At 71.8% G+C, this 15,930-nt stretch carries 13 protein-coding genes; 12 read left to right on the top strand and 1 reads right to left on the bottom strand.

Annotated elements, in window-relative coordinates; genetic code table 11:
* The first annotated feature begins 19 nt into the window (after positions 1 to 19).
* The 5 genes from EDF50_RS03580 to EDF50_RS03560 all read left to right on the top strand — a co-directional run bounded on the left by EDF50_RS03580 (position 20) and on the right by EDF50_RS03560 (position 7,677).
* Positions 20 to 991, top strand: coding sequence for a MoxR family ATPase (locus EDF50_RS03580; RefSeq protein WP_123518145.1), 972 nt, complete (start codon positions 20 to 22; stop codon positions 989 to 991).
* Positions 988 to 2,451 carry a DUF58 domain-containing protein gene (locus tag EDF50_RS03575; RefSeq protein ID WP_123518144.1) on the top strand — a complete coding sequence of 488 codons (1,464 nt, stop codon included), beginning with the start codon at positions 988 to 990 and terminating at the stop codon, positions 2,449 to 2,451. Before EDF50_RS03580 ends, EDF50_RS03575 begins: the two co-directional genes overlap by 4 nt.
* Positions 2,448 to 4,823, top strand: a complete 2,376-nt coding sequence (locus tag EDF50_RS03570) for a transglutaminase domain-containing protein (RefSeq protein WP_123518142.1) — start codon at positions 2,448 to 2,450, stop codon at positions 4,821 to 4,823. Before EDF50_RS03575 ends, EDF50_RS03570 begins: the two co-directional genes overlap by 4 nt.
* Positions 4,823 to 6,739 (top strand): zinc-ribbon domain-containing protein, encoded by a 1,917-nt coding sequence (locus EDF50_RS03565; protein ID WP_148076746.1) that lies wholly within the window; start codon positions 4,823 to 4,825, stop codon positions 6,737 to 6,739. Before EDF50_RS03570 ends, EDF50_RS03565 begins: the two co-directional genes overlap by 1 nt.
* Positions 6,740 to 6,834: 95 nt before the next feature.
* A complete protein-coding gene (locus tag EDF50_RS03560) occupies positions 6,835 to 7,677 on the top strand; it encodes a hypothetical protein (protein ID WP_123518138.1) in 843 nt (280 codons plus the stop codon).
* On the opposite strand, the gene EDF50_RS03555 is transcribed toward EDF50_RS03560, so the two are convergent.
* Positions 7,674 to 8,690 carry an asparaginase gene (locus EDF50_RS03555; protein WP_123518429.1) on the bottom strand — a complete coding sequence of 339 codons (1,017 nt, stop codon included), beginning with the start codon at positions 8,688 to 8,690 and terminating at the stop codon, positions 7,674 to 7,676. The two genes, EDF50_RS03560 and EDF50_RS03555, sit on opposite strands and share 4 nt — an antisense overlap.
* A gap of 69 nt (positions 8,691 to 8,759) precedes the next feature.
* Here EDF50_RS03555 and EDF50_RS03550 point away from each other — a divergent pair, with 69 nt between their 5' ends.
* From EDF50_RS03550 to EDF50_RS03520, 7 genes are all read left to right on the top strand, one after another.
* Complete coding sequence (locus tag EDF50_RS03550; protein ID WP_123518136.1) at positions 8,760 to 9,251, top strand: OsmC family protein; 492 nt, start codon at positions 8,760 to 8,762, stop codon at positions 9,249 to 9,251.
* 74 nt (positions 9,252 to 9,325) lie between these two features.
* Positions 9,326 to 9,886 carry an FKBP-type peptidyl-prolyl cis-trans isomerase gene (locus tag EDF50_RS03545; protein ID WP_123518135.1) on the top strand — a complete coding sequence of 187 codons (561 nt, stop codon included), beginning with the start codon at positions 9,326 to 9,328 and terminating at the stop codon, positions 9,884 to 9,886.
* A 36-nt stretch (positions 9,887 to 9,922) separates the two neighbouring features.
* Complete coding sequence (locus EDF50_RS03540; RefSeq protein ID WP_123518133.1) at positions 9,923 to 10,936, top strand: FKBP-type peptidyl-prolyl cis-trans isomerase; 1,014 nt, start codon at positions 9,923 to 9,925, stop codon at positions 10,934 to 10,936.
* 58 nt (positions 10,937 to 10,994) lie between these two features.
* A complete protein-coding gene (gene dxr / locus EDF50_RS03535) occupies positions 10,995 to 12,071 on the top strand; it encodes a 1-deoxy-D-xylulose-5-phosphate reductoisomerase (protein ID WP_123518131.1) in 1,077 nt (358 codons plus the stop codon).
* An 84-nt stretch (positions 12,072 to 12,155) separates the two neighbouring features.
* Entirely contained in the window at positions 12,156 to 13,487 is a 1,332-nt protein-coding gene (locus tag EDF50_RS03530) for an RIP metalloprotease (RefSeq protein ID WP_199738560.1), read from the top strand.
* An 80-nt stretch (positions 13,488 to 13,567) separates the two neighbouring features.
* Positions 13,568 to 14,716: a flavodoxin-dependent (E)-4-hydroxy-3-methylbut-2-enyl-diphosphate synthase gene (gene ispG / locus EDF50_RS03525; protein WP_199738558.1), complete on the top strand. Its 1,149-nt coding sequence runs from the start codon at positions 13,568 to 13,570 to the stop codon at positions 14,714 to 14,716.
* Between the two features lie 231 nt (positions 14,717 to 14,947).
* Complete coding sequence (locus EDF50_RS03520; RefSeq protein WP_123518127.1) at positions 14,948 to 15,871, top strand: MetQ/NlpA family ABC transporter substrate-binding protein; 924 nt, start codon at positions 14,948 to 14,950, stop codon at positions 15,869 to 15,871.
* Positions 15,872 to 15,930: the final 59 nt, after the last annotated feature.

Genomic DNA, 15,930 nt, shown 5'->3' with positions numbered 1-15,930 from the left:
ACATCGAGGAACGAAGAGCATGAGCATGACCCCCGAGCAGGCGACCTGGTTCTCCGACATCTTCGGGCGCCTGGTGGCCAACGTCGACCAGGTGCTGCTGGGCAAGACCTTCGTCGTGCGGCTGTCCTTCACGGCGCTCCTGAGCGAGGGGCACCTCTTGCTCGAGGACTTCCCGGGCACGGGTAAGACCTCGCTCGCCCGCGCGATCGCGCAGAGCGTCCAGGGCACGAGCAACCGCGTCCAGTTCACGCCCGATCTGCTGCCCGGTGACATCACCGGCGTCAGCATCTACGACCAGAAGGCGGGGGAGTTCGAGTTCCACCGCGGGCCGATCTTCTCCAACATCGTGCTGGCCGACGAGATCAACCGGGCCAGTCCCAAGACACAGTCCGCCCTGCTCGAGGTGATGGAAGAAAGCCGTGTCACGGTCGACGGCGTCAGCCACCCCGTCGGTTCGCCGTTCATGGTGATCGCCACGCAGAACCCGGTCGAACAGGCGGGCACCTATCGTCTGCCCGAGGCCCAGCTCGACCGTTTCATCATGAAGACCTCGATCGGTTACCCCGATCACGCGGCGACCGTGCGCATCCTCGAGGGCTCCGCCACGAGGGTCCACGAGGGCAGCCTCAACCCGATCGTCCAGGCCGGCGTGATCACCGAGATGGCCCGACTCGCCCGCACCGTCCACGTCGAGCCGACCATCAGCGACTACGTCGCACGGCTCGTCGAGGGCACGCGCACCGCTCAAGAGGTCCGTCTGGGCGTGAGCGTCCGCGGTGCGCTGGCCCTCGTCCGATCGGCGAAGACCTACGCGGCGTCCCTCGGCCGCCACTACGTCATCCCGGACGACGTCAAGTCGCTCGCGGAGCCCGTGCTCGCCCACCGTATGGTGCTCGACCCCGAGGCGGAGTTCGACGGCGTGACACCGTCCAGCGTCGTCAGCCAGCTGCTCATCGAGACGGCGCCACCCGCCGAACGGGTAGCCGTGTGAGCGAGCGTCCCCGAGTCACCGACCGGGCCGCGAGACCCGCGTCGGCGACGACCGCGGAGGGCTCCCGTGCCGGTCGCACACGACCGCGGGGAGGCGCCCGTGGCGTCGACCAGCGCTTCGACTCCTCGTTCTCGACGGGAACGCAGGGTCTGACCAACGCCCGCACGCGGATCGTCGGCGACCGCACCGGCATCGGGGCCGACCTGCTCGTCCTGCTGGTCAGGGCGACCCGGGGGGCCCGCCGCGCCATCCGTCGGGCCTTCACCAGCGCCTCCTCGGTGGTCACGCCCTTCGGCTGGTCGATGCTCGTCGCTGCCCCGCTGGCACTGCTCGCCGGCTACCTGCTCGGTTGGACCGAGTTCGTGGTGGTCGGCTTCGCCGCGATCGTGCTGCTCGTCGTCGCGACGCTGGCCCTCATCGGGCGGAACGCCGTCCGCATCACCCTCGAGATCCCCCACGAACGGGTCGCGGTCGGTGCTCCCGCCTCCGGCACCGTGCGGGTGCGCAACGCCAGCAGTCGCCGCATCCTCGGCGTGTCGGTCGAGGTCCCGGTCGGGCCGGGCCTCGCCGAGATCGACCTGCCGAGCCTGCGATCGGGTGACGAGGTCACCGAGTCGTTCGATCTGCCCACCACACGACGCGGCGTCGTCGCCGTGGGTCCGGTCAGCACCGTCCGCGGCGATCCGATCGGCCTCGCCCGTCGCGAGATCGAGTGGACCGGAGTCACCGAGGTGTTCGTGCACCCCCGCACCATCGGGATCCCGAGCACGAGCACGGGACTCATCCGCGACCTCGAGGGCAACCCGACGCGCGACCTCTCGCCCAGCGACATCTCGTTCCACGCCCTCCGCGAGTACCAGCCCGGCGACGAACGACGGAACATCCACTGGAAGTCGACCGCCAAGACCGGCACCTACATGGTGCGGCAGTTCGAGGAGAGCCGCCGCAGCCACCTCGTGATCGCCCTGAGCCTGGCCGCCGGGGACTTCGCGAACGAGGACGAGTTCGAGCTCGCCGTCAGCGTCGCGGGGTCGCTCGGGGCCCGGGCGATCCGGGACGCACGTGAGGTCAGCGTCGTCGTCGGTGAGACCACCCCCGAGTTCGCCAAGCGCAAGCACCTCGAGATCCGCTCGCTGAGCACGCTCACGCGCAACCGGTTGCTCGACGAACTCGCGGTCGTGAGCACGGCCGAGTCGGCACTGGCCATCACCGACGTCGCACGGGTGGCCGGCGATCAGGTCGTCGGGATCTCGGTGGCCTTCCTCGTCGTCGGTTCCACGACGACCGTGACCGAGATGCGCGCGGCGGCCATGCAGTTCCCGCTCGGGGTCGAAGCGGTCGCGATCGTGTGCGATGCCGAGACGGTTCCCGGCATGAGGCGCATCGCCGACCTCACCGTGCTGACCATCGGATACCTCGAAGACCTCCAGAAGTCGCTCGCGCGGACGGCCGGCGCATGAGCGTCGGCGACGAGTCCCGGAGTCCCGCAGGGCAGGTGACGCCTCCTCCTCGTGCCAGGACTCGCGCCCGTCCGGCACGACTACGGGCGCCGTTCGTCACCTCCGTCGTCGCACTCTTCGCCACGTCGCTCGGCACCGCGACCTCTGCTTTCTGGCCGGTGTACGAGAGCGGCGCCTTCGTCCTGCTCGTCGCCGTCGCCTTCGCCGTCGGCGTGGTCGTCGCGCTCGGTGCGGCCGTCCTCCGGCTGTCGAGCGTGTGGGTGTTCGTCGCCACGCTCGCGGCCTACCTCGTCCTCGGCGTGCCGCTGGCCGTGCCGTCCCAGGCCCTCGCCGGGGTGCTGCCCACGGGCAGGGGATTGTGGACGTTGGTCTCGGCGACGGCCCTCGGCTGGAAACAGCTGGTCACGATCGCCCTGCCCGTGGGCAGCTACGAGGCCCTGCTGGTGCCTGTCTTCGCGCTCGTCCTCGTCGGCACGGTCGTCGGTCTGTCCGTCGCGCTCCGCAGTCGGCGCCATGGTGAACTCGCCGTCGTCGTCCCGGTCGTCGTCTGGATCGCGGCGATCGTGCTCGGCCCGGCCGAGGCCTGGTGGCCCCGCGCGGTCGGACTGGCCCTCCTGGTGACGGTGGTCGCCTGGGTGGTGTGGTGGCGCCTCCGTCGACGTCGGGTCGCCCTCGACGCCCTCGCCGCCCGCCCCTCCAGGACGTCGGCGGGGCACCGTCCGGTGGTCGTCCGGGCCGTCGTCGGCACGGTCCTCACGCTGGCCGTCGCCGGAACGGCCGGGACGATCGCCGTCGGGGCGGCCCCGCCGGCCACCTCGCGGACGGTGGCGCGCACGGTCGTCGAACAACCCTTCGACCCGCGCGACCACGTCAGCCCCCTCAGCGGCTTCCGAGCCTACGAACAAGCGCCGACCGTCGACCAGACGCTGCTCACCGTCACGGGGTTGCGCGACGGACAGCGACTTCGCGTCGCCACGCTCGACACCTACGACGGCGTCGTCTACAGCGTCGGCAGCGGCGAGGCCGACAGCGCCTCCGGGTTCTTCACGCGGGTGCCGTCCACCGTCGACCAGTCCGGGGTCGACGGAGAGCCGACCACCGTCGATGTCACGGTGGGGGCCTACGCCGACCTGTGGCTGCCCACCGTAGGCCGACTCGAGTCCGTCGCGTTCGACGGCGCCTCGGCGGACGCCCGGCGGGATGCGTTCTTCTACAACGACCTGACGGGCACCGCGGCCGTCCTCGGCGGCCTGCGCCAGGGAGACTCCTACCGGCTGGACGCGGTCGAGCCCCGACAGCCCCGCGACGACGAGCTCGTCGCGCTCACGCCGGGGACGGCCACGGTGCCGACCCCTCGCGACGTGCCCGACGAGCTGTCCTCCGCGCTCGAGGAGGACGTCGTCGGCGTCCAGGCGCCGGGGGCGCGCCTCCAGGCCGCGCTCACCGCCCTGCGCGAGGACGGCTACGTGAGCCACGGGGTCGGTGCCGACGAGCCGGTCAGCCGATCCGGCCACGGAGCCGACCGCCTCGCGCAACTCTTCACCGACCCCGTCATGATCGGCGACGCCGAGCAGTACGCCACGGCGGCCGCCCTGATGGCCGACCGGCTGGGGTTCCCCGCGAGGGTGGTCATGGGCTTCGCGCCCGAGACCGGCGGAGGCAGCGTCGAGGTCACGGGTTCGAGCGTGACGGCGTGGATCGAGGTCGACACCGCCCAGTACGGCTGGGTGGCGCTCGACCCGAACCCCGCCGAACGGCCGATCCCCGAGGACCAGGTGCAAGATCCCACGCAGATCTCCCGTCCCGAGTCGGTCGTCCAACCCCCGCCCCAGGACCCTCAGGTGCGAGACGACCAGACCCCGCCGCAGTCCGAACAGGACGACCCCGAGACCCCTCCGGCCTGGCTGGCCGTCGTCCTGCTGGTCGTGCGGATCGTCGGCTGGAGCGCCCTCGTCGCCGGCGTGGTCGCGACCCCGTTCGTGACCGTCGTCGCCCTCAAGGCCAGGAGGCGGCGCCGGCGCCGGACGGCCACGACCCCCTCGGACCGCATCAGCGGCGGCTGGCACGAGTTCCAGGACGCCGTGGTCGACCACGGCATCCGCACCCCGCCGGCCGCGACGCGAAGCGAGGTCGCCGCCGTCGTGGGTGGCTCGCGTCCTGCGGTGTTGGCCCGAGTCGCGGACCGTGCGGTGTTCTCGCCGAACCCGCCTGCCGAATCCGACGCCGATCGCGTCTGGACCGCCGTCGCCGAGATGCGACGCGCCCTGGCCGTGGGGCTCACGAGGCGGCAGCGGTTCGCCGCTGCGGTCTCGCTCCGATCATTGCGTGGTTACCATGGGCGCACCCCTCCCGAGCGACAGAGGAACGACTGATGTACTGCCCCACCTGTGCCAGCCCCTTGCCCGTCGGCGCGATGTTCTGCGGCGAGTGCGGTCGGGCTGTCTCGAGCGCAGACCTCGCCGCCGCCCGCCGTCGGGCCGACGCCGCCGCCGAGCACGTCGATGCCGTCACCGCGGCCGACCTGCCCGAGGCACCCACGCGCGCTGCCTCACATCCCCGCCGAGGGGACTCCGAGCCACCCTGGTGGGTGCGCGACCGGCAGCCTGACACCGGTGGCGCCGAGGTCGGGGCGCCCGATGCCGAGGTCGGGTCATCCGGTACCGAGGTCGACGCGCCCGCTACCGGGCAGCACCGAACCATGACGCCCGTGTCGGTACCCGAGCCTCCGGTGTGGCCGGTCGACGACCGGTCCGACGAGCCCGAGGCCGTCCTCCCGGCAGCGCCCGAGGAGGCGCGGGCCGAGTCCCCGGGAGTCCCTCACCCCGTCGGGACCGTGGACGGCGTCAGCCCCGCGGACCCTGTCGTCCACGGGGGCGCCTCCCGCTCCGCAGCCCCCGACGCGGCCGAGCCGCCCACACCGCTCCGGTCGCCTGCCAAGCACGCTGACGACGGGCCGCGGGTGACGCCGGCCCCGCTCTGGACCGCGTCCCTGACGCCCGCCGGCCCGGACGACTCGTCACCGGCCGCCGCGGGGGGCGAGCCCTCGACGTCCGGGGGGCCCGACGACCGTCGAGACGACGAGAGCGACGTGGTCGGCATCGAACCGTCGGTCGACGACCAGGGTGAACGTCCCGCGGGTGCCGATCGCGCAGCGGATGACGACGGTGTCGTGGCGTCGGCGTCATCTGCCGACAACGCTTCCACCGGAGCCGCCGACCTACCTGCCGTGGACGATCACGACGACGAGGTCGCCGCTTCGGCGGGGCCCGCCGCTTCGACGAGGCCCCCCGCGCTGGTGAGTCCGGCGGCCGAGGCCCCCCGTGACGGCGACACCGCTCCCGTCGCCGCCCTCGGCCGCGACTTCCGTCCGCCCGCCCCGGGTGAGACCCCGCCCGCCCCCGTGGACTCCGGTCGACCCGGACCGGTGCCGCTGGTCGAGCCCGTACCGCTCGTCCGACCTGGTTCGGCCGCCGTCCCCGAACGGTGCACGCATTGTGGTGCGTCCATCGGCGAGGACGACATCTTCTGCGGCGAGTGCGGCGCGGTCGTCCAATCGGTCGCGTTGTCGTTCACGGGCCCCGTCGTCCCGCTGCCACCCGAGTGGCGACCGGACGACGACTCCGTCCTCCGCCGCCGTGCGGTCGGCGACGACGATGAGCGGGCCGGATCAGGTGCCGACGACGACGCCGTCGGCCGTGTCTCCTCGGACGGCGACGACGTGCCCTCGCGTGGCGTGGCCGACGACGAGCCGCCCGCGGAACGGCGTCCCGCCCCCGAGCCGATCGACCACGTGCCGGGTTTCCGAGCCGAACGACCGGCCGTGACGCCCGAGCCGACCGTCGCCGACGTTCCCCCCGCACCGTCATCGTCGTCGGCCCCGGCCTGGCGTCCCCGTCGACCGCTCGTCGAGCTACCGGACGACGACGTCGACGAGACCCGCATCGTCCGCCGTGGCGTTCTGGGAACCGAGTACGTGCTGCAGTTCAGCACGGGCGAGAGCATCACGGTCGACGGCACGGGTCTCATCGGCCGCGCACCGACGCCCCAACCGGGGGAGCGCTTCGACCAGCTCGTCCGCATCGTCGATCCCGGCAAGTCGGTGTCCAAGACGCATCTCGAGTTCGGCCAGGAGGCGGGCATCCTGTGGGTCAGCGACCGGTGGTCCGGCAACGGGACGGTCGTGCGCCCACGGGACCTCCCGCCCCGGCGAGCCGATCCGGGCGCCCGGGTCAGGGTGACGCGCGGTACCCGCGTCGAGATCGGCGAGCAGTTCTTCGTCGTCGTCTGACGGACGACTCCTCCCCTCACGGCGAGCCGGGCGGACCGTCCCCAGGTCCGCCCACCTCGCGACGGACGGAGTAGGCGGGCTGTTGCACTGAGGGGATGAAGTCCTCGACCCCGACGACGTCCCCGGCCGTCCCGTCTCGCATCCGGTTGCCTCCGGCACCGGTCCGACCCCACCCGACGGCGGTCCCGGTCGCCGCGACCTCCACGGGCGCCGTCGCGTCGGCGTGCTGCGCCCTCGTGCCCTGGGCGAGCGCGCCCGCCGTCCTCGGGTCCGCGATCGTGACGGGTCTCGCCGTCCTGGGCGGCTGGGCACTGGACCGTCTCCTCGGGGCCCTGGTCACGGCCCGTCGTCGACGGTCGCGGTTCCTGGCGTCTCTCGACGAGATCGACGAGGCCGTCGCGCGTCTGCGGGCGGCGCGGTCGCGTGAGCTGGCCGACTGGTACCCGACGGCCGACCGGCTCGGTGCGTCCGACTCCGTGCGTCGTCCGATCCGGGCGCTGGTGCTCGGGGTGGGTCGCGCCTCCAGCGGGCTCGTGCTCGAGGGGCGCCCCGAGGACGACCTCCGGCCGGGCGATCCGGCCGTCGCCCGACTCGCCCGCCTGCGCGACGAGGCGGCCACCCTCGACGAGGCTCCGCTGTGCGTGCCGCTCTCGTCGACCGTCCGGGTCGTGGGCCCGCCCGTCGTGGCCGAGGCCGTGGCGTCGGGCCTCCGTCGTCAGTTGCGGGCCGCGGGGGCAGCGCCGGCCGAGGCTGCCGGGGCCATCGACTGTGTGCTTGTCGGCACGGCGGCCGCGGCCGAGCCGCGCCCGGTCGACACGATCCTCGTGATCGATCCGGACGGCGAGGCCACGGTCACCCTGAAGGACGGCCGTCGGTGTCGGCAGAGCCTGCGGGTCGCGTTCGTCTCGCTGCGCGACGACGACCCGTGTGGCGTCTAGCGGTCGAGCCCGTTGCCGAGACGGATGCGACCGACGAGGCCGTCACCGCCGGTGACCTTCTCGAGCGTGCGCTCGACCACGCGTTCGGCGGCGGCTGCGTCGACGGCGCCCTCGTCGACCAGGAGGCGCAGCGCGACCAGGGTGCCGGCCCTCACGTTCCCGTCGAGCACCTTCACGGCCACCGCGACGCCGTCGGTCGTGCCCATCACCATGACGCCCTCGGCGCCCAGCTTGGCCAGCACTCCCAGCTCGTCGATCGTCACCGTGTTGGCGCGACCGGGGCCGTCGATCGCCCAGGCGTCGCCGACGACGGCCTCGACGATGTGCGCCGCGTGGTCGTCTCGTCCCGTGCCGGTCGCGCGGACCGACCCCGTGATGCGGCCGATGGCCCGGGCGAGGCCGACGACCGTGGTCGCGATCACCGGGGCGCCGCAGCCGTCGACACCGGCGTGGTCGACGGTCTCCCCGGTGAGTTCGGCGACCGTCTCGCGGACTGCGGCCTGCAGGGGGTGGTCGGTCGCGACGTAGCTCGACGTGTCCCAGCCGTTCTCGACGCAGGCGAGCAGGAACGAGGCGTGCTTGCCCGAGCAGTTCATGGCGAGACGGCGCTTCGCGGAGGCCTCGCGGGCGCTGGCCCGGTCACCGGGCCAGTCCGGCGGGCAGAGCAGGTCGTCCTCGGTGCTGCCCGAGCGGTCCAGCAGTGCCTCGACCACCTCGAGGTGGGCCGGCGTGCCGGCATGGCTCGCCGTGGCCAGGACGGCCTGGGGGCCGTCGAGCGAGACTCCCGATCGCAGCACCGTGAGCGCCTGCAGCGGTTTGAGGCACGAGCGTGGGTAGATCGTCGCGTCGGCGTCCCCGACGCGACGCAGCTCGCGTCCGTCGGCATCCACGACGACGCCTGCACCGACGTGACGGCTCTCGTCCCAGCCCGAGCGTTCGAGCACGGCCAGCTCGACGCTGCCAGACGCGGTCAAGGGGTGACGGGAGGACACGGCGGGGCGGGGGTCGGTCATGATGGGGAGTGTACCGAGGCCCGCCACGCGACCACGTCGCACCGACGAGGGGCCCGAGAGGGAGACAGCATGCTCGACCACGACTACGCCGTCGACGTCCGGTGGACGGGCGACCGGGGCGAGGGCACCACCTCGTACCGTTCCTATGGCCGGGACAACACGATCGTCGCCCCCGGCAAGCAGCACGACATCCTGGCGTCGGCCGACCGCACCTTCCACGGCGACGCCGACCGCTGGAACCCCGAAGAACTGCTCCTGGGCGCCCTGGCCCAGTGCCACCTGCTCAGCTACCTGCACGTCGCCGCCACCGCCGGGGTCGTCGTGGTCGCCTACGAGGACGCCGCCGTGGGGCGCATGACCCAGACGCAGGACGGCGGTGGGCGCTTCACGTCGGTCACCCTGCGCCCTCGGGTGACGGTTGCCGACGAGGGGATGGTCGAGCGCGCCCTCGACCTCCACGCCGAAGCGAGCCGCAAGTGCTTCATCGCGGCATCCGTCGCCTTCCCCGTCGGCCACGAGCCCACCGTGGTGGCGGCGTCCAGAGAAGCCGACCCGGCGTGAGGCACAATGGCACGGCACGTCCGCCGCGCCGAGTCCGGCGGCACGATCCCCGTCACCCTGATCGAGAGAACCTCATGCGCCGCTCCCTCGCCCTCCTGGCCGTCCCCGCCCTCCTGCTGTCCCTCGCCGCCTGCGCGGGCGACGCTGGCGGGTCGACCGGGGCCGCGACGCCGAGCAGCTCGTCGTCGACGACGTCCGACGTCCCCCTGCGCGCGTCCGGGGAGCCCCAGGCCCCCCAAGCCGGCTTCCCGACCGTCGAGCTGGATGCCGACGGTCGCCCGACGGTCACCGTCCCCGACGCCACCGCCCCCACCGAGCTCGGGGTCGAGACGCTGATCAAGGGAGACGGTGCGACGGTCCAGGCCGGCGACACGGTCACCGTCCAGTACCAGGGCGTCATCTGGAACACCGGCGAGATCTTCGACGAGAGCTGGTCGCGAGGTGCCCCTGCCACCTTCTCGACCGACCAGGTCATCACCGGGTTCGCGGACGGCATGGTCGGACAGACCGTCGGGTCGCAGACCGTCGTGGTCATCCCCCCGGCGGACGGCTACGGCGAGGCCGGGCAGCCCCAAGCCGGCATCTCGGGCACCGACACGCTCGTCTTCGTCATCGACATCCTCGCCGTCTCGTAGCCGGCCGTCGCCGCCGACCTCCGAGACGACTCCTCGATGCCCCGCACCGCGCCTCCTCGTCCGTCCACCCGTGCCCGTCGAAGGCGACTCACGGCCCTGGCGGCCGTGCCCCTCGTCGCCCTGGCGCTGAGCGGCTGCACAGGCGGTTCCGACCAGCCGTCGCCCACGGCGAGCGGCCCGGCCGGCGACTGCAAGGCGCCGGCGTCGGGGGAGCTGTCCGACGGCGTCGACGTCACGGGTGAGGTCGAGGCCAAGCCCGAGGTCAGCTTCGACACCCCGCTCGAGGTCGCCACGACGCAACGCACCACACTCGTCCAGGGCAGTGGCGAGGTCGCCGGCCAGGGTGCGGTGGCGAACGTCCGCATCGCGGTCTACGACGCGGGCACCGGGGCCGAGGTCACGTCGGCCGGTTTCGACGAGGGCCAGCAGCCCACGCAGCTCACGGTGAGCACCGACTACTACGTGCCGGGCATCGTCGACGCGATCGCCTGCGTGCCCTCGGGCAGCCGCACGGTGACCGTCGCCTCGGCGGCCGACATGACGACCGCGACCGCGGGGGAGCAGGCCGCGACGCCCACGCCCGTGGTCATCGTCGCCGACGTCGTCTCCATCGTGCCGACCAAGGCGACGGGCGAGGCCCAGCCTCCGCAGGACGGTTTCCCGACGGTCGAGCTCGCCGACGACGGCCAGCCGACGGTGACGATCCCGCCCGGCACCGAACCACCGTCCGACCTGCGGATCGAGGTCCTCAAGAAGGGCGACGGCCCCGTCGTCCCCGATCCCGCGAACGTCACCGTCCAGTACCAGGGCGTCAACTGGACCACCGGCGAGGTCTTCGACCAGAGCTGGGGCAAGGGCACGCCGACGCCGTTCTCGACCGACCAGGTCGTGCCCGGATTCGCCAAGGCCATGATCGGTCAGACGGTCGGCTCGCAGGTCGTGGTGATCATCCCGCCCGCCGAGGGCTACGGCGAGGCCGGCCAGCCCTCGGCCGGCATCGGCGGGACCGACACCCTCGTGTTCGTGATCGACGTCCTGGCCGTCGCCTAGCCGCCCGCGACGTCGACACCGCGGACGGCTCCACCGGCGATCGTCCTAGGCTGACCCCATGCGTCGCATCACGATCCTCGGCTCCACCGGTTCGATCGGGGTCCAGGCCCTCGACGTCGTCCGGGCCCACCCCGACCTGTTCGAGGTCGTCGGCCTCTCGGCCGGCTCGAACCGGGAGGGCGTCGCCGCGCAGGCGGCCGAGTTCGGGGTCGAGCACACCGCGCTCGGCACCGACGAATCGGTCCAGCTCGTCCGCGACGTCCAGGCCGACGTCGTCCTCAACGGCATCACCGGCTCGGTCGGCCTCGCACCGACCCTGGCCGCCCTCGACTCGGGCGCGTCGCTCGCCCTGGCGAACAAGGAGAGCCTCATCGTCGGCGGCGACCTGGTCAAGCAGCGCGCCGCGCCCGGTCAGATCGTGCCCGTCGACTCCGAGCACTCGGCCATCGCGCAAGCCCTGCGGTCGGGAGCCGAGCGCGAGGTCCGTCGGCTCGTCTTGACGGCATCGGGTGGGCCGTTCCGCGGTCGCACGCGGGACTCGCTGGCCGACGTCACCCCGCGTGAGGCGCTCGCGCACCCGACCTGGGACATGGGCCTCGTCGTGACGACGAACTCGTCGACCCTCGTCAACAAGGGGCTCGAGGTGATCGAGGCGCACCTGCTCTTCGACGTCGACTACGACCACATCGACGTCACGGTGCACCCGCAGTCGATCGTCCACTCGATGGTCGAGTTCGTCGACGGGTCGACCATCGCCCAGGCCTCGCCGCCCGACATGCGGCTGCCGATCTCGCTGGGGCTCGCCTGGCCGGACCGCGTCGACGGCGTGGGGGTCCCTCTGGACTGGACCCGCGCCTCCACCTGGACGTTCGAACCGCTGGACGACGAGGCCTTCCCGGCCGTACGTCTCGCCAAGCAGGTGGGGCGGGCCGGCGGCACCCATCCGGCCGTCTTCAACGCGGCCAACGAGCAGGCCGTGCTCGCGTTCCACGCCGGCCGCGTGGGTTACCTCGACATCCTCGACGTGGTCAGCGCCGTCGTCGACCGGCACACGGCGGGCGAGAACAGCCTCGAGGGAGTGCTCGACGCCGAGCGGTGGGCACGTGCCGAGGCGGAGACGCTGCTGGCGCGCTGAGGCGGATGCCCCAGTTCGGGGCTCCCAGCGTCGTCATGGCATCGGCGCGGCGGACGTCCGGCCACGGGCGGCTACCCTTGCCCGGTGCAGACGATCCTCCTCTTCGTGCTCGGCGTCCTGGTCATGGTCGTCGGGTTGGCCGTGTCGATCGCCCTCCACGAGGTGGGCCACCTCGTGCCGGCCAAGAAGTTCGGCGTGAAGGTCGGGCAGTACATGATCGGTTTCGGGCCGACCGTCTTCTCGCGCAAGAAGGGCGAGACCGAGTACGGCGTCAAAGCGTTGCCCCTCGGTGGCTACATCTCGATGTCCGGCATGTTCCCTCCGGGGAAGACCGGGGGAGGCGCGCGCCAGTCGAGCACCGGTTTCTTCAACACCCTCGTGCAGGACGCCCGCACCGCCAGCGCCGAGACGATCGACGACGGCGACGAATCGCGTACCTTCTACCGCCTGCCCGTGTACAAGCGCGTCGTCATCATGCTCGGCGGGCCGTTCATGAACCTGCTCATCGCGATCGTCCTGTTCGCCGTGCTGCTCTGCGGCTTCGGCGTCCAGCAGGCGAGCACGACGGTCGGCAGCGTCAGCACCTGCGTCCTGCCCGCAGGGTCGACCGAGACGAGCTGCCCTTCCGACGCACCCGAGGCCCCCGCCTACGCCGCGGGCATGCTGAACGGCGACCGCATCGTGTCGATCGACGGCACGACCGTCACCGACGGTGACCAGATCACGAGCATCCTGCAACGCTCGCCCGGCGACACCCTCGACGTCGTGGTCGACCGCGACGGCACCGAGCGCACGCTGCAGGTGACGCCGGCGTTGTCCGAACGCTACGTGACGACGTCGAGCGGTGCCGTCGCGACGAACCCCGACGGCAGCTCGCAGACGCAAGAGGTCGGCTTCGTCGGCATCGGCTTCGCGTACGAGAAGGTGCGCGAGCCCGTGACGGCCGTGCTGCCGGCCGTCGGTGACAACGTCGCCCACGTGGTCGGCGTCATCGTCACCCTGCCGCAGCGTCTCGTCGGGGTGGCGCAGGCCGCCTTCGGCGGTGCCGAGCGCGACCCGAACGGCCCGGTCAGCGTCGTCGGCGTCGGGCGCATGGCGGGCGAGATCGCGAGCCTCGACACCATCCCGGTGGTCGACCGCATCAGCACCCTCGTCGGTCTGCTCGCGAGCCTCAACGTCGCGCTGTTCGTGTTCAACCTCGTGCCGCTGATGCCGCTCGACGGTGGTCACGTGGCCGGTGCCCTCATCGAGGCGATCCGCCGCGGCTTCGCCAAGCTCTTCCGCCGACCCGACCCGGGCCCGGTCGACACGGCCAAGGCCATCCCCGTGACCTTCGCCATCGTCATCCTGCTCGGTGGCATGACCGTCCTGCTGACCTACGCCGACATCGTGAACCCGATCAACATCTTCGGTTGACCTCCGGTGGCGGGCGTCGCGTGCCGGGCCGGTCACCCGCCCGTCACGCGGCGTCCAGCGCCGAGGTTTACGATGACATCGTGCCAGCAGTCAATCTCGGAATGCCGAAGGTCCCCGAAGTCCTCGCCCCGCGCCGCAAGACGCGGCAGATCAAGGTCGGCAAGGTGCTCGTGGGTGGCGACGCCCCCGTCAGCGTCCAGTCGATGACCACGACTCCGACTCCGAACATCAACGCCACCCTGCAGCAGATCGCCGAGCTCACGGCCAGTGGCTGCGACATCGTGCGCGTCGCCGTGCCGAGCCGTGACGACGCCGAGGCCCTTCCGATCATCGCCAAGAAGAGCCAGATCCCGGTCATCGCCGACATCCACTTCCAGCCCAACTACGTCTACCAGGCGATCGACGCCGGTTGCGCGGCCGTGCGGGTGAACCCGGGCAACATCCGCAAGTTCGACGACCAGGTCGGCAAGATCGCCGCCGCGGCGAAGGCCGCGGGTGTCTCGATCCGCATCGGCGTCAACGCGGGCTCGCTCGAACCCAGCATCCTGCAGAAGTACGGCAAGGCGACGCCCGAGGCGCTCGTCGAGTCCGCCGTGTGGGAGGCCTCGCTCTTCGAAGAGCACGACTTCCACGACTTCAAGATCTCGGTCAAGCACAACGACCCGATCGTCATGGTCAAGGCCTATCGTCAGCTGGCCGAGCGCGGCGACTGGCCCCTGCACCTCGGTGTCACCGAGGCCGGCCCCGAGTTCCAGGGCACCATCAAGTCGGCCACCGCGTTCGGCATCCTGCTCAGCGAGGGCATCGGCGACACCATCCGGGTGAGCCTCAGCGCCCCGCCCGCGCAAGAGGTCAAGGTCGGTCTCCAGATCCTCCAGTCGCTCAACCTGCGCGAGCGCAAACTCGAGATCGTCAGCTGCCCCAGCTGCGGTCGTGCCCAGGTCGACGTCTACAAGCTGGCCAATGACGTCACGGACGGGCTCGCGGGCATGACCGTCCCGTTGCGCGTCGCCGTCATGGGCTGCGTCGTCAACGGCCCGGGCGAGGCCCGCGAGGCCGACCTGGGCGTCGCGTCCGGCAACGGCAAGGGGCAGATCTTCGTCAAGGGAGAGGTCATCAAGACCGTGCCCGAGTCCGAGATCGTCCAGACGCTCATCGACGAGGCCAACCGTCTCGCGGCCGAGATGCCCCCTGGCGAGCTGGGCTCGCCCGAGGTCGTCACCGTCTGACGCGACCCGCCCCGGGGGCGACGCGACTCCTTCAGGAGGCGCGGTGCGAGGAGTCTCGCACCGCGCCTCCTGCGTGTGGTGCAGCCACGCTCCGTGGGCCGTCCGGTTCGTGTGTCGTCGTGTGACGCCCCGATGTGACGCAGTACGGGGCGTCGGCCAGCATGGAGGACGCACCGCGACAGCCTCGGCCCACCACCGAGCGGTGCCCCCGCAGCGCCCCGAGAGGAACCCATGACCAGCAGCGCCCCCCTGATCGACGCCCCCAAGAAGGGCCCCGGACGACTGATCGCCATCATCGTCGCGGTCGTCGTCGTGCTCGCCGCCGTCGGCATCGCCATCGGTGTCAGCCGTGGCGGTGGCGACGACGAGACCGTGCGCATCGGCGTCGTCGGCGCGAGCGACCCCTACTGGGCCGACTTCGTCCAGGCAGCGGCCGACGAGGGCATCACCGTCGATCTCGTGGACTACTCGGACTACGAGCAGCCGAATCCCGCCCTCGCCGACGGCGAGATCGACCTGAACCAGTTCCAGCACATCGTCTACCTCGCGCAGTACGACGTGGCTTCGGGCAACGACATCGTGCCGATCGGTTCGACGGCCATCTACCCCCTGCCGCTGTACTCGTCGAAGTACACCGAGCTGAGCGACTTCCGACAGGGCGACACCATCGCGATCCCCGACGACTCGAGCAACCTGGCCCGCGCCCTGCTCGTGCTGCAGTCGAACGGCCTGGTCTCGTTGAAGGACGGCGGGACGATCTTCTCGGGCGTCAACGACGTCGACGAGGCGAAGTCGAAGGTGAAGGTCGCCACGGTCAGTGCCGACCTCGCGGCCACGTCGCTGCCCGACTACGCGGGAGCCATCATCAACAACGACTTCGCGACGAAGGCCGGCCTGTCGACCGACGACGTCATCGCCCAGGACGACCCCAAGGACCCCTCGACGGTGCCCTACGCCAACGTCTTCGCGGCCCGCGCGGAAGACAAGGACAACGCCACCTACAAGAAGCTGGTCGAGATCTACCAGGACACCAAGGCCGTCACCGACGGCGTCGTCGACAACTCGGGGGGCACGGCGATCATCACCAAGATCCCCGTGAGCGACCTCGAGGAGTCGCTGACCGAGACCGAGAAGCTCGTCGAACAGAACGGCTGACCCCACCAGGTCGCCACCACCGGCCCGGACCGCGCGCAGATCCCGCTCGCGGTCCGGGC

The sequence above is a fragment of the Frigoribacterium sp. PhB24 genome (assembly GCF_003755185.1).
Taxonomy (GTDB): Bacteria; Actinomycetota; Actinomycetes; order Actinomycetales; family Microbacteriaceae; genus Frigoribacterium.
Note: the sequence above shows the minus strand (reverse complement) of the source record. Positions and strands in the feature narration are given on the sequence as shown.